The 12,465-nt window shown below is 46.9% G+C and carries 11 protein-coding genes and 1 tRNA gene; 7 read left to right on the forward strand and 5 right to left on the reverse strand.

The window, feature by feature from the left end; translation table 11 throughout:
• The first annotated feature begins 3 nt into the window (after window positions 1-3).
• Window positions 4-630, forward strand: a complete 627-nt coding sequence (locus DYA43_RS21065; RefSeq protein ID WP_024375050.1) for a response regulator transcription factor — start codon at window positions 4-6, stop codon at window positions 628-630.
• Window positions 627-2,003, forward strand: coding sequence for a diguanylate cyclase domain-containing protein (locus DYA43_RS21070; RefSeq protein ID WP_061055595.1), 1,377 nt, complete (start codon window positions 627-629; stop codon window positions 2,001-2,003). Before DYA43_RS21065 ends, DYA43_RS21070 begins: the two co-directional genes overlap by 4 nt.
• A gap of 295 nt (window positions 2,004-2,298) precedes the next feature.
• Here DYA43_RS21070 and DYA43_RS21080 read toward each other — a convergent pair whose 3' ends face one another.
• On the reverse strand, window positions 2,299-2,901 hold the full coding sequence (locus tag DYA43_RS21080; protein WP_055452635.1) for a response regulator transcription factor: 603 nt from the start codon (window positions 2,899-2,901) through the stop codon (window positions 2,299-2,301).
• A 254-nt stretch (window positions 2,902-3,155) separates the two neighbouring features.
• Between DYA43_RS21080 and DYA43_RS21085 the strand changes: the two genes are divergently transcribed.
• On the forward strand, window positions 3,156-3,647 hold the full coding sequence (locus DYA43_RS21085) for an RNA-binding S4 domain-containing protein (protein WP_061055597.1): 492 nt from the start codon (window positions 3,156-3,158) through the stop codon (window positions 3,645-3,647).
• A gap of 58 nt (window positions 3,648-3,705) precedes the next feature.
• Here DYA43_RS21085 and brnQ read toward each other — a convergent pair whose 3' ends face one another.
• From brnQ to DYA43_RS21105, 4 genes are all read right to left on the reverse strand, one after another.
• Complete coding sequence (brnQ, locus tag DYA43_RS21090; protein WP_061055598.1) at window positions 3,706-5,007, reverse strand: branched-chain amino acid transport system II carrier protein; 1,302 nt, start codon at window positions 5,005-5,007, stop codon at window positions 3,706-3,708.
• Between the two features lie 470 nt (window positions 5,008-5,477).
• A complete protein-coding gene (locus DYA43_RS21095; RefSeq protein ID WP_020328644.1) occupies window positions 5,478-5,666 on the reverse strand; it encodes a hypothetical protein in 189 nt (62 codons plus the stop codon).
• Between the two features lie 39 nt (window positions 5,667-5,705).
• On the reverse strand, window positions 5,706-8,069 hold the full coding sequence (locus tag DYA43_RS21100; RefSeq protein WP_061055599.1) for a fatty acid cis/trans isomerase: 2,364 nt from the start codon (window positions 8,067-8,069) through the stop codon (window positions 5,706-5,708).
• Window positions 8,070-8,132: 63 nt separating this feature from the next.
• The gene (locus tag DYA43_RS21105) at window positions 8,133-9,749 is read right to left on the reverse strand and encodes a VRR-NUC domain-containing protein (protein WP_061055600.1); all 1,617 of its coding nucleotides are present in this window, start codon (window positions 9,747-9,749) and stop codon (window positions 8,133-8,135) included.
• A gap of 293 nt (window positions 9,750-10,042) precedes the next feature.
• On the opposite strand from DYA43_RS21105, the gene DYA43_RS21110 reads away from it, so the two are divergent.
• The 4 genes from DYA43_RS21110 to DYA43_RS21125 all read left to right on the forward strand — a co-directional run bounded on the left by DYA43_RS21110 (window position 10,043) and on the right by DYA43_RS21125 (window position 12,364).
• A complete protein-coding gene (locus DYA43_RS21110; RefSeq protein ID WP_020328641.1) occupies window positions 10,043-10,588 on the forward strand; it encodes a DUF3332 domain-containing protein in 546 nt (181 codons plus the stop codon).
• Between the two features lie 167 nt (window positions 10,589-10,755).
• On the forward strand, window positions 10,756-11,295 hold the full coding sequence (locus tag DYA43_RS21115; RefSeq protein ID WP_020328639.1) for a DUF3332 domain-containing protein: 540 nt from the start codon (window positions 10,756-10,758) through the stop codon (window positions 11,293-11,295).
• A 212-nt stretch (window positions 11,296-11,507) separates the two neighbouring features.
• Window positions 11,508-11,582, forward strand: a tRNA-Gly gene (locus tag DYA43_RS21120).
• A gap of 230 nt (window positions 11,583-11,812) precedes the next feature.
• Window positions 11,813-12,364 carry a GNAT family N-acetyltransferase gene (locus DYA43_RS21125; RefSeq protein WP_061055601.1) on the forward strand — a complete coding sequence of 184 codons (552 nt, stop codon included), beginning with the start codon at window positions 11,813-11,815 and terminating at the stop codon, window positions 12,362-12,364.
• Window positions 12,365-12,465: the final 101 nt, after the last annotated feature.

Below are 12,465 nucleotides of genomic sequence, written 5' to 3' on the forward strand. Positions count from 1 at the left end.
GTCATGAACAAAAGAACAACATCCGGCCTGACAGCCTTGGTACTCGACGACCATCCTTTGGTATGTATGGCAATCAAAAAGTTAATGGAGCAAAACCCGCGCTTTGGCCAAGTGCTGGTGGAAACTGACACCCAAGCAGGCGTGAAAATGTTACGCGAAGGCCAAATCGATTTTCTGGTATTGGACGTCAATCTGGAAAAGCAGGATGGTTTCGAGGTGCTGCGCCGGCTGAAGCATCATGGGTTTACGGGTAAAACCCTGTTTGTGTCAGGCAACAACAGCCGCCTCTATTCGGAAACGGCGCTGCGTGTGGGTGCCGATGGTTATGTCAGCAAAGCAGAAGATTTGTCTATTTTGCAAGATGCGGTGGAATGCATTCTAAATGGCTACAGCTTTTTTAAAGTCGCAGAAGAGACACAGGCGGTAGATATTCAGCTATCTAAGCAAGAGTTGGCGGTATTTCGTTTTCTGGTAGATGGCAAATCCAACAAAGAGATCGCACAAATACTCAATCTGAGCCCGAAAACCATCAGTACCTACAAAACGCGCATCCTCGATAAATATCAGGTTAACTCTATTGTTGAGCTCATGAGTCTCAACGGCAGCGTGATTGGTCGGGTTGAGTTATGAAAGAGCTGAATAAGAAGTATATCTCGGACATCATCGTACACGGTTTTACCTGCAGCCTGGTGCTATATCTGGTTGCGGTGATTATCTTCTCTGAGTCCTATTTGGATCGCCGCAATCACGAGTTTGAAAACTTCGTTAATGTGATGGAGCAGTACAAACAGACGCTGTTTCTGACCAGTCGAATCCTGGAAAACCGCATTCAGGAAATTGATACCATCAAAAAGAGTGACTTAGGGGCGATCAAGGACATTGAGAAACGCAAATACAATCTGCACAAGAAGCTGAAACCGACCAATATCGACATTGAACTGGCGAACGAATTTCAGTTTTTGGTCTCGACGATGCCGGCTATTCTGCCAAAAGTAGACGTGCTGTATTACCGCTCCTATCTGAGCGACATGACCTCATCAGATAAAGATGAAGTCTCCGTGGTGAAGGATTGCGGCACAGCTTCTGTGTGCACGATTAACGCACCGGAACGACGTCTGGCCGACCGTATTCTGGTGTCCGGCACTTACCGCAAAAATGGTTCGGACGACCTGTATATCACGGTATCAAGCCCTGTTTACTTACACAATATCATTGTGGGCGATCTCAATATCGATGTGGGGTTGGCTCGGTTCTTCGACCTTGGCGCATTGCAGATTCGTACCCGTGAACTCAACGCCAACACCTTCTATGAGATGATTTATGGCAACGCATTGATGGCGCATATCGCGTACACCAAGGAGTATGTTGCCGACAACTCCACGGTCTATGTGTATCAGGTGCCGTTCATTTGGATTGTGTTTAAACTGCTGTGGCTGTTTCTGGTGTTGTGGATTGCGCTTTCGTATGTGATCTATCTGTTCCGCACACTAAAACTCAACCGAACCAAATTGTTTGAAGTTCAATCGAACGTGCAGTTGGACGACCTGACCGGATTGCTCAATCGGAACATCTTCAAAGATCAAAAATTTACTGCGGATCTGGAAAAGTTTGGTGCGGCGATTCTGGCGATCGACGGGAACAAACTTAAACAGATCAATGACAATTATGGTCATCATGTGGGGGATGAAGCAATCAAGCAAATAGCCTATGGTATGCGTCAGGTGTTTAGGGAAAACGACTACCTGATTCGAACCGGCGGCGATGAGTTTGTAGCAGTTCTGCCGGGGTGCAATATCGACAATGCCATCATTCTAGCCGAGCGATTGAAAGAGGCGGTGACGGACACCGCGTTTTCCTCCTACAAACTGACGGTGAGTATCTCCGTCGGAATAACGTTACTGATGAATTCGGAGTCACTCGACGATGCGCTTAAGCGTGCAGATTCCAACCTGTATTCGGAAAAACAGCTGAGTCCTTTATCTCCACGTCCTGGCTTGGTTTAGATTCATTTACATGCACCGAAAATTACCACTGCTTAAAGAGATTAAAGCCTGAACGTTGATAATCGAATTCAGGGGATCGAGCTAGCATATACGCAATATTAATGGCGTTTTTACTGTCCGAAAGTAGCAGTGAAGATGCTCAAAGCGATGGAGGGCGGGGTTCCGGATTCTCTGCTCGCCATGAGCATTCGTGAGCGTATGGTTCGGAACTTCGTTATTGGATACAGCGAAGAGGGGCGTACATCAGCAAATCTGATATTTCTCTTCAACCTTCCGAAGTTCAAACCGCCTGATATCAGGCAAGTTTCTCTTGTTTGATCAGCTCAATCACGGATTTGACGCCGAATTTGGTAAGAATACGTGTTTTGTAGGTACTCACGGTTTTACTGCTGATAGACAACAGTTCCGAGATTTTTTTGTTGGTTAAACCCGCAATCAAATAGTGATAAATCACCGTTTCTCGTTTTGACAACTCAGCGGTTTCACTTATAGCGGCGTGATTCTCGTGCTTAAAGATATTGTATCCACGCATCACGCTGCAGATGGCGTCCTGAATGACAGAAACATGTTCGCTTTTGAGTAGGTAACCGTTGGCACCGAGCTTTTGGGTTGCTTTTGAATACATCGCTTTATCAATTGCGCTGATAAACAAAATTTTTCCGGCGAAGCCTTTAGCGCGCAAACGACGAAGAATGTCGAGTCCACTGGCATCATCAGCTTCAACTTCCAGCATGACAAAAGCGATCGGTTGTTGACTCACAATGCGGTAGGCCTCAGCAGGTGAAACGGCAAAGTGAATGTGTTGAAATTGATTGGTTGATTGAATGATATCTTCCAGAGCGTGTTGCTCTAGCGGATACGGATTGACGACAAGTGCGCGGTTTATAACGTTAGGCATATTAATCCATCCCAGTTATATTCTGTGATTATAGTTGATATGGCACTCCTTCCATTAAGCAAGATATTATCCGTGTGTATGCATACTAATTGGTGCAAAGACAAATGAAAAGTCTCGTATATAAGAATTATATAATTTAGCTGTCGTTTACCGAAAACGTTTGGCTGCATACAATTCGAGCCGTGCAAAGGATTACGTTTATTATTCGCCAGCTGCACGGTACACTAGCGCCAAATGTTGTTGAGACACCTAGAATGAATGAATTTGAGAACCCTCAATGGGAAGATGAAGAAGTTGAAATCGAAGCAATTGGTATCGAAGTCGATGCTCAGCCGATTGAGTTGTACAAAGTATTGAAAATCGCCAACGCAGTCAGCGGTGGTGGTGAAGCAAAGTATGCGATTGCTGAAGGTTATGTTGCGGTCAATGGCGAGCTTGAAATGCGCAAGCGTCGCAAACTCTATGATGGTGACTTGGTTGAATTCAATGAAGAATACTACCTGATCATTTGTGATGCGCCGGTGACTGAAGTGGAAGAGAAACTCAAAGCGGTGACGCCACCACCAGCGCCGAAGAAAAAGCCTTCCAACAAGCCGGCAGCAGGTAAAAAATCGGGCAGTAAAGCGAGTAAGTTGTCCCAGTCAGCCAGCAAAAATAACAAGGCAAAAGCAAAGGCTTCAAAGGAAAGCGAAGACGATCAACCGAAGGACAGCAAAGGTGGCCGTAACGCCATCAGTTTCTTCTGAGTCTGCAAATATGTTGCATAAAAAAGGCCCCGATTGGGGCCTTTTTTTCGTCCTGAGCTTAGCTTTCTGTTACTGCGCGAGTAACAGCAGGGCGGGTAAACAGACTCACACTGCTTACCAATGCTAAAACGATCACAGTCGGCACGATCCAACCAGCATAGTAAGTGTAAAGTGGTAGATGTTGAGACAACGTGGCATCGAATTTCGCTGGCATGCTGCCCAGAATATGCAGCGCATCTAATCCCCCGAAAATCAGTGCTGTTGCGACTGTCGCCAATACACCAGTCATTGAGATGATACGTTTCAACGGCGCGATAAACAGCAACGCAATCGCAATCGGATGCAGCGCGACAACGGCAGGCAAGGTGATCGCCAGCAATTGTTCCAGACCAATATTCGCTACCAGTGCGGCAATGATCATGGTAACGATAACGCTGTTTCGGTAAGAGACTTTGCTAAATGTGCGGCTGTAAAACTCACTGCCTGCGGTTGTAACCCCGATCACTGTTGTTAAACAGGCCAATACCATCACGGCACCAAGCAGTAGCGTACCAAATACGCCGAAATGCTGCGTGGTGAATGTGGTCAGGATGTCACCGCCGTTAGTGAATGTGCCGACGCTGGTGGCACCGATGTAAGCCAGCGAGATATAAACCAGCGCCATGGCTACCGCGTACATCACCGCAGCAATCAAGGTGTATTTGGCAATCGCTTTCGGCTGGCTGACGCCCATGCTTTGAATCGCGCGGAATATAACCCAGCCAAAGCCGATTGAGCCGAGCGCGTCCATCGTCATATAACCTTGAGTGACGCCTTCTGCAAAGGCGCCGTTGACGTACGCGCCAGTCGCTTCAGAGATCCCCTGGCTTGGATACAGCAACGCAACAACCGCCATCACGACAAGAATCGCCAGAAGAGCCGGAGTTAACCATTTGCCTAAAGTGTCAATCAGTTTGCCCGGGTACAAAGAAAACAGCACAGAGACAATACAGAAAACGATAGAAAAAGGAACCAGCGCGTTGTCGCCAAAAAATGGACTGAAACCAAATTGGTATGCGACGGTAATCGCGCGTGGAATCACGAAAGCCGGTCCAATCACGATGAACACCATGATCCAAAACGCGGTTGCGATAGGGCGTGGAAGTACCGATGTCAGGTTATCCGAGCCGCCGACCAGAGCGACAATCACTAAAGCAAAAGCGGGTAGGCCGACACCCGCCAGCAGAAATCCAGCCATACCTTCAAACAGATGTCCACCGGCCTGATAGCCCAGAAAAGGGGGAAAGATAAGGTTGCCGGCGCCCAAGTACATGGCGAAGGTCATAAAGCCTAAAGCGGCGATGTTGCGTGCACTTAACATAGTCTTCCTCAATATTGTCAGTTAGGAAGCGGCTGGTGAGTGAACGTTAAGATGACTCTGCCAGCAACTCTTGACTGACAGAAAATAAAATAGCCTGTCAGCTTCTGTGTAGTAGACCCAGAGAGAGCAGGAGGAGCAGATAAGTCGCAATAGCTTGCTGGCGACGATGCAACAGACAAATTGTGGTAGCGACGAATGACATACTGAGTCCTGGCTGGCAGTAAATTCCGGGGAGTTCATCTCCCCTGTGTGGGCTTGTTATAAACGGATGCCCTATAACGTGGCAACCCTTTGAACAGTGAATAGTGGATATTTCTATATTGATATTAATGTTTGAAATTATATTCCAATTAATAAGCTTATTAGTGAAATGAACGACTTAACACTTTTGCAATATTGGTTACCCAAAGTTCACGTGTTACTTCTGTTTGAGGAAAATAAAAAGGGAGCCAAATTGGCTCCCTTTAGTGCTAACGCCAGTCGTCATCCATAAAGGTGCGACCTTCAAGTGAATAGGGGTCTTCGTCAAATGGATGCTCGATTTTGCCCCGCAGGCGTTCAAGCTTTTGTTCCAACAAGTTGACGGTTTCGTAGTCCCCTTCAGAGCAGGCAATGTAAATTTGTTGCTCTAATGCATCAATGTTCTCTCGAATGTTCATCTCGCACCTCCTGTTCATTAAACGTGAGTTGAGAGTTTTTTATCGGTTCTCAAATCTATTGTAGTCAAGCAGACCAAATTCGATAGGTTGGTCTTGACGGTACCAAGCGTGAACCTTATCGCTGAAAGGCCAGAACTTCGGCGAGCTGCGACGAACAGCAAATCGATCCAGCAGTTGGACGTAATCGTCTTCACTATTTAGTGTCTGTAAACGCTGTACGAGTTCCGGAATATCCTTTTCTCTGAGATTTAGGTACGCAGCCGGGTAGCTACCGATCACTCCACGAACGATCGTGAGATCATCATTTTTATAGTCCCGATTATTCTCTTCATCAAACAAACTCGAGATATTGGTATGGGCGTTTTTGTGCAATAGGGTAAACAGTTGTGATTGCCCCTTATCCGACTCAATCATTAACATGATGATTTGTGGGATAGAACGCAAACCCTCGCCCTTGATATGGCTGATGCTGGCCAGTGCTTTCTCGTATTCCGGCTTAAATCCGGTATCGACAATGTCATAACGCTGAGTCAGGATTGGAGCTACGTGCTCTTTGAGTTTGTCAAACAGCTCTGATTTGTAATCGGTAGTCTGGTACTGAACCTGAGTCGGCTGATCGAACGGCTTAACGTTACGCAGCAGATAGTCGGAAAACTGCGGACTCTGATCCGCGTACCAGCTCGACATCTCTTTGTGGCGTACATCCCGAGGCAGCAGGGCAACAAAGTTACTTTCGCCTTCCATGCGCAGAAAATCCATGAACATGCGCGTGATCAACTGATGGCCGAAGTTACCATACACATCGAATCCAGCTACCAGCAGATAGTGAATCCGTTCCAGCAATGCATAATCAATAACCCAAGCAGTTTTCGGTTTTTCTCCCACCAAACCCTCAACCACAGAGGCACTATCGAAATGGCGGAAAATCGTCAGTGCGGCGGTGTGATTGGTGCCATTACCATCCCAGATCACATCGGTGGATAAGTGGGTGCCGTTTTTAAACCAGTGGTTGATGAAATCCGACTTAGCTTGCAGATAGCGCGCCTGCTGTTTCGAAAAACGAACCCAGTTGGTCAGTGGCAATGTATTACTCTCAAGCTCGCCAGGCAGTTTCAGGTTGTCTGCCTGAGAACGATAAAATTCGTTCACTTCCGGCATGTCGGCTTTATCCGGATCGAGGAAAAACACCCAGAAACGGTCATTAATCACGTTGAGCGCTAACTGGCCACGACATACCGGGCCTTTGATGTACGCCATAATGGTGTTCTGTGCGTTGTCGAGCATGAACTTGAAGCGTGCTTTGACGGGCATCTCGATAAATGCGGTCATCGGGTTGGCGGAAACTTCAGGGTTATAGCTTGGCAATTCATCGACAACGTATTGCGCATCAATAAACCAAGTTTTCCAATCGCGTATGCGTTTCATGTTGAGCGCAAAAGGCATGTGCGTTTTATCGACGATCGTCCCTTGCTCCGGAATCAGACGGTAGTACACGCGCTCTACACCCGGGTCATCGTATGGTCTGCGGGTGGTAATGCGCTGAACGGGTTGTCCGGGCGGAGTAGAAGAACGCACCATAGTAAAGAAGCGCGGACGACCATCGGCGGTTTTGATGTCCGAGAAGTAAAGGTGCGACAAGAACAGGTGTTCATAAATGTAGCGTGCGACCAAACGATTTTTAAGTGCGTCGTGGTTGAACAACGCTTCATACAGATTGACCTCGGACTGCTCTTCTGCGGTCAGTGGCATGTGCGCGTTCATCACCGCACCTTGTTCCAGCCAGGTCATCAGCGTGTTGTATTCAGACTTTGCCAGATTCGGCATGCCGAAGGGCATACCCCAGTTCGGGTAGTTATGCTGATAGGACTCGTACTCTTCAATCGTGACGCACTGTTGTTCGCGATCGATGGAAAAATCAAACCCTTCTAGTTGATCCTGCTGTGGCAGAGGATGTGCTTCTTTCTGCGCCAACAAACGTGCCATTAATCCTGCTTGCAGGTTGGCCTCCGGGGTTTGATCGCGTTCGTTCAACACGGGATGGAAGTTAAACTTGCGCCACTCTTCGGTTAACTGCGCATCTTCAAACAGGCGCGTCGGCGTGGCAGCGGTCAGACGTGTACCCTGATACACCATATCCTTACTGCCTCCGCGGTCGATACCTTCAACGGAGGACATTTTGAGCTGACATGGCGCGTCATAGCAGGCATGACAAACCACGCAACGTTTATCGATGATAGGTTTAACCTGATCCAGAAAGAAATGTGCCTGGGTTGACTCAATAGGAGCCTGACGATCTCGCACTTCTGCTTTGCCAAAGATTTGGTCGAAATTGAGGCTGGCCAATACCGCGCAGCCAGAGAAAAGGGTGACCAAACCAACGACGAATAATTTACGTAATTTCATCCGGTTATCTTATGAATTAAATTTGAGTTAATTAAAGCAAAGAGAACTGAGGATCACCATCTTTTAGACGGTGTGATTCACATAACAGACTGAAAAAGGCACATTTAGCCGCGAAAATTGCTCGATCCAACGCCATTGACTGTCCTGTAACTTATCACCCGGGCCTTTCACCTCAACCCATTCAAACTCTCCGTCTTTAAACAGGATCAAATCCGGCATCCCATTACGATAGAGCTTGAGGTCGCTCAATTGCACCTTAAACAGATCAACCAGCAAAGCGCGCGGAAAAGATTGTTCCGTCAGTTCAAACAAGCTTTCGTCACAGTCGGTCCAGAACACAAAAGGATTGGCGATTGAAAATTTGTTCTGCCAGCGCAGCCAAAGAGGTTTAACACCATCGTTCATCAGTTCCGCTATTGCCGATTCAATATAGCTTTGACGTTTTAACACAAAGTCATCGTGATAGAGATCGAGTGGACGATGCTGATAGCGATTGATAAATGCGCCTTCCACCGGTGCAAAAATGGCGTCCCAGAATGTCAGGCCAAACAGCGTGTTGAGAAATTGGTTCTCAAGATAGTAAACCTGATAACCGAGCTGTTCGAAGTGGCTCTTCACGGCCAGTTCCACACGCTGCTGTGAGAGATCCAGTTCGAGATGCAACGTTTTATGTGCTGGCTTAATCGTGCGTGGGGCTTTTTGCCCCTGCAAACGCAGGACTCGCTGATTGAGTTTTTGCGCGACCTCAAGTTCGGAATGATTGAGCGGGGTATCGAGCATTTCAGTGACAATGTCACGCATTGCCTGGATTTGCTGTTGTTTATCCAGAATACGCGCCTGACGCTCGCGAGTGGGCATAACCTGCGTTTGTCGATAGAGCATCAACGCTGGTGCAAAAGCTTGATGCCGTTCGTAGTCGCGCGCCAGTTGGTTCATGACATGCTGACGTTTACGCTCGATGGAAGGATGTTCACAAGGCTCTGGCAGCAGACGTTGCCACTCATCCAACTCAGTGGGTGTCGGTTTTGGGCAAAGGTCGTAAAGGGATTGAATGTGGGTAAGTTTGCGCAGCACTTCCACTTGCTCTCGGTCTTGAAAGAAACGACGCTCGCGGCTGAGTTGATAGCGTTCAAAATTGTTCAGTCCCAAATCATCGAGGACAAACTGAGAAAAATCCTGATGAGTGTTGGCAAAAAATAGCACCAGCAGCAGCTCAATCATCTCTCCTTGGTTGAGGTAGATCACGCTGAAAGGTAACCCGATTTCCTTCGCGATGATTTGTTGGCTCAGTTGTGCCAATAACGCTTCCTTGCGGCTCTGTTTAGGAAGCGTTGGAAACAGGGCAATAATCTCTGCCTTGGTGAGCAGTTTCTCTGCGAGCGTACTGATGTCTGCGTCGGGATTGAGTGTGATAAATCCCAAAGCGGCCAGTTCGCTTAATGCCTGATGCTGGTCGCCAATTTCCTTATACTCAGCTTTGTCGCTGCGAAACCAGTTTCCTCTGCGTGACAACAGACGCACAAGTAAGCATTGTCCGCCGTGCGACAAGCAATCAAAGTCGGCCAACCAATGGCGCTCTTCGTCAGTGAGTAAATCCGCATACCATTCCAGCGCATGGGAAGTCAGTTTACGAAAGTTAGTCAGATAATAGTCGTCAGGCAGAGTAGGGAGCGGTGGCATAGCTTTATCGATCTCAAAATCTCTTCGCGGTTGAGTGTTACATCTTAACTGGCTTTGAATTGAACTGCACATGGGCCATTGTGCAGACGTAACCACAATGTGGTTTGTGCTAAAGGAAAGATAACAATTTCGAAACTATATGTTTGATTTTGTTAAATAACTATCCGTGTGAGTTATCAGTATGCTGTCAGCTAAATTATACGGCTAGTTTGTATGCAATCGGTCTTTATTCCCTTTGTTTTTATAAGGTTAACCGTATTATTTACCACTGCTTTTTTTAACTGGTGGATATTATGAAACGCAAAACGATTGCAATGGCAGTAGCTCTGACTGTCGGTGTCAGTACATTAACGGGTTGTATGGGGCAAATGGCAACAGCGGGCCTGGTGACAAAATTCAACCTGAAAGTCGTGGATAACCGTTACGGCCGCGAAGGTTTGTTCCTTTTGCTATCTCCAGTTTATGGTATCGCTTCTGTTGCCGACTTGTTCATTTTCAACACGATTGAGTTCTGGACGGGTAAAAACCCTATCTCCGGTAAGTCTCCAGCGGTGGTTGATATTCCGGCTGATTCACTGATCAAAGTGAACGATCAACTCGATAAGTCGATGACACAGGTACCGCTACAAAGCAACAACCGTGATATCGAGTCTGCGACGCTGAAACAAATCGATGACAACACGATGCAAATGGACATCACTTATCTGAGCGGTGAACGGGCGACACTGCGCGGTGAGAAACAAAACGATGAGGTGGCGTTTTACCTCGATGACCAATACGTCACGACCGTTTCAAATCTCGAAATGGAACGTTATTTGGAAACAGCATCGCTTCAATAAATGACAAGCCTCCTTCGGGAGGCTTTTTTGTCTCTTAACTGTCTAATTTATAAGAAAGGTTGCGAACGCTTCAGAAAATCGCACTTTTTTTAATCAAAATCGATCAATGACTTGCATATGTACTAGAGTGTAGGAGGGAAACAACAACGATATCAGTGGTGATAAATATGAAACGTAAATCTCTAGTTATTGCAATGGCCGTCGGCTTGGGTGTCAGTTCTCTTACAGGTTGTATGGGCCAAATGGCAACAACAGGTCTTGTGACTAAATTTAACCTTGAAGTCGTGGATAACCGTTACGGCCGAGAAGGTTTGTTCCTTCTGCTTTCTCCTGTGTATGGTATTGCGTCTATCGTCGACTTATTCATTGTCAACGCCGTTGAATTCTGGACAGGTACCAACCCAATCTCTGGTAAGTCACCCGCTGTGGTTGATAGACCTGCGGACACCATGTTGAAAGTAAACGACAAGTTGGATAGTTCGATGACAGAGACCCCGCTGGGCAACAACTCTGAAATCAAAGATACCAACTGGAAGAAAATTGATGACAACACCATTGAAATGGATGTGACTTACCTGGATGGCCAGCAAAAAACGCTGCGCGGTAAGAAAACTGAAGATGGTGTGGCTTTCTACGTCAACAATGAATACGTAACCACCGTTTCCAATATGGAACTGGAAAACTACGTTCAAACCACTCAACTATAATCCGATTCTTTCGTGGTTCTTCACTAAGCCTCCGTTGTGGAGGCTTTCGTTCTTTATGACTCTGGATTCCTGACGAAATAACTGTGATGTGAGTCAGATTCCTAACTCTCTGATGTTCAATTGTTTATTAACTACTCAAACAGTCGCGTTCAAGTAAAAAAACGGTTTTCTTTTTCTAAAGCTGTGGCATATTAACCCCAGCACTTCGATGCGCGGGCATCGTATAATGGCTATTACCTCAGCCTTCCAAGCTGATGATGCGGGTTCGATTCCCGCTGCCCGCTCCAAATCCTTCTTAAATTACATCTCATATCAAATGTCCTGAACACGCGCTTTGCGTGATTTTTTGTTTCTAACGTATCCCATTTCAAATTAAATTTTGTACCTCGTGTTTCACTCTGTTGACGTTTCGCTGCGCGAGTCCCAGATTTGCTGACTCATTCGCTAAGTGTTTGGTTTATAGTGTTCTTTGTTGACGTTCAGGCAAACGAGTTCTTGTAACCCAAAGGCGGTGTTGATGTTTAAACTGGAAACAGAAAGGTTGCTCCTTCGTGATATGCAGCTCGCTGATGAAGATGCCTTTGTGATGATGTCTCAGGACGCGAAGTATCAACGTTTTTATGATGAAGGCGACTGTAAGCCGGAAAAGTATCGGGAGCTGACCCAGCTGTTTGTCACTCAGGCGATGGAATCCCCGCGTATGTCCTATCAGTTGGCGGTTGAATGTAAAGAGACAGGCCAGTTTATCGGCACAGTTTGCCTACGTTTAGAAGATAACGGGCAAGCCTCGATGGGATGTGCGTTCTCCAGAGCGGCACAAGGGCGTAAGTTAAGCTTTGAAGCGGCACAGGCGTTGGCAAATTTTGGCTTTGCAAACTTAAGTCTCCATCGCATCTACGCCGAGACTATCAGTGAAAACCTGCCCGCAATCCGTCTGTGTCAGTCGCTTGGCATGAGAAAAGAAGCGCATTTTAGAGAACATCGCTACTTCAAAGGAAAATGGTGGGATACCGTGGTACTCGCCGTCCTTCGCAAGGAATGGCTAGCAAGTCTTCCTGTTACCGCGTGAGGAGAGTCGGCTGGGCTCACAATTTGCCAACACGTTTCACCAGTGGTTTGATACCGTTTAATCCTCACGTAAACAACATGTTAAAGGCCTGTGCTCTGGAC

This window comes from Vibrio fluvialis (assembly GCF_900460245.1).
GTDB classification, from domain to species: domain Bacteria; phylum Pseudomonadota; class Gammaproteobacteria; order Enterobacterales; family Vibrionaceae; genus Vibrio; species Vibrio fluvialis.

Bases quoted from the DNA above. Each gene is read 5' to 3' on its own strand.
- DYA43_RS21100 (WP_061055599.1), bottom strand. From the start codon at position 8,069: ATGAAATTACGTAAATTATTCGTCGTTGGTTTGGTCACCCTTTTCTCT.
- DYA43_RS21095 (WP_020328644.1), bottom strand. From the start codon at position 5,666: ATGAACATTCGAGAGAACATTGATGCATTAGAGCAACAAATTTACATT.
- DYA43_RS21105 (WP_061055600.1), bottom strand. From the start codon at position 9,749: ATGCCACCGCTCCCTACTCTGCCTGACGACTATTATCTGACTAACTTT.
- DYA43_RS21080 (WP_055452635.1), bottom strand. From the start codon at position 2,901: ATGCCTAACGTTATAAACCGCGCACTTGTCGTCAATCCGTATCCGCTA.
- DYA43_RS21110 (WP_020328641.1), top strand. From the start codon at position 10,043: ATGAAACGCAAAACGATTGCAATGGCAGTAGCTCTGACTGTCGGTGTC.
- brnQ (WP_061055598.1), bottom strand. From the start codon at position 5,007: ATGTTAAGTGCACGCAACATCGCCGCTTTAGGCTTTATGACCTTCGCC.
- DYA43_RS21085 (WP_061055597.1), top strand. From the start codon at position 3,156: ATGAATGAATTTGAGAACCCTCAATGGGAAGATGAAGAAGTTGAAATC.
- DYA43_RS21065 (WP_024375050.1), top strand. From the start codon at position 4: ATGAACAAAAGAACAACATCCGGCCTGACAGCCTTGGTACTCGACGAC.
- DYA43_RS21115 (WP_020328639.1), top strand. From the start codon at position 10,756: ATGAAACGTAAATCTCTAGTTATTGCAATGGCCGTCGGCTTGGGTGTC.
- DYA43_RS21125 (WP_061055601.1), top strand. From the start codon at position 11,813: ATGTTTAAACTGGAAACAGAAAGGTTGCTCCTTCGTGATATGCAGCTC.
- DYA43_RS21070 (WP_061055595.1), top strand. From the start codon at position 627: ATGAAAGAGCTGAATAAGAAGTATATCTCGGACATCATCGTACACGGT.